This is a genomic window from Variovorax sp. VRV01 (genome assembly GCF_014852545.1).
Lineage (GTDB): Bacteria > Pseudomonadota > Gammaproteobacteria > Burkholderiales > Burkholderiaceae_C > Variovorax > Variovorax beijingensis_A.
This window is the reverse complement of the sequence record NZ_JACVBS010000098.1, coordinates 1-255: the sequence shown is the minus strand read 5'-3', so window position 1 is coordinate 255 and position 255 is coordinate 1. Positions and strand designations below refer to the sequence as shown.

At 71.4% G+C, this 255-nt stretch carries 1 protein-coding gene; it reads left to right on the top strand.

The window, feature by feature from the left end:
* Positions 1 to 255, top strand: a 255-nt coding sequence (locus IB278_RS34370; RefSeq protein ID WP_192328905.1) for an AMP-binding protein, incomplete at both ends; no start/stop codon positions are given.

Here is a 255-nt window from a genome sequence, read left to right as displayed (position 1 = left end):
AGCTGCGCGGCGGCAAGGAACTGCCCCTGAAGGCCATCGTCGACGACGGCATCGCCCTGGGCGGCTGCGAGTCGATCCAGACCGTCTTCGTCTACGAGCGCACCCCCAGCGCCTGGCGCCGCGTCGAAGGCCGCGACAAGACCTTCGCCGAGGCGCTGGCCGGCCAGAGCACCGAGTGCGCCCCCGTCCCCGTGAACGCCGAGCACCCCCTCTTCATCCTCTACACCTCCGGCTCCACCGGCAAGCCCAAGGGCG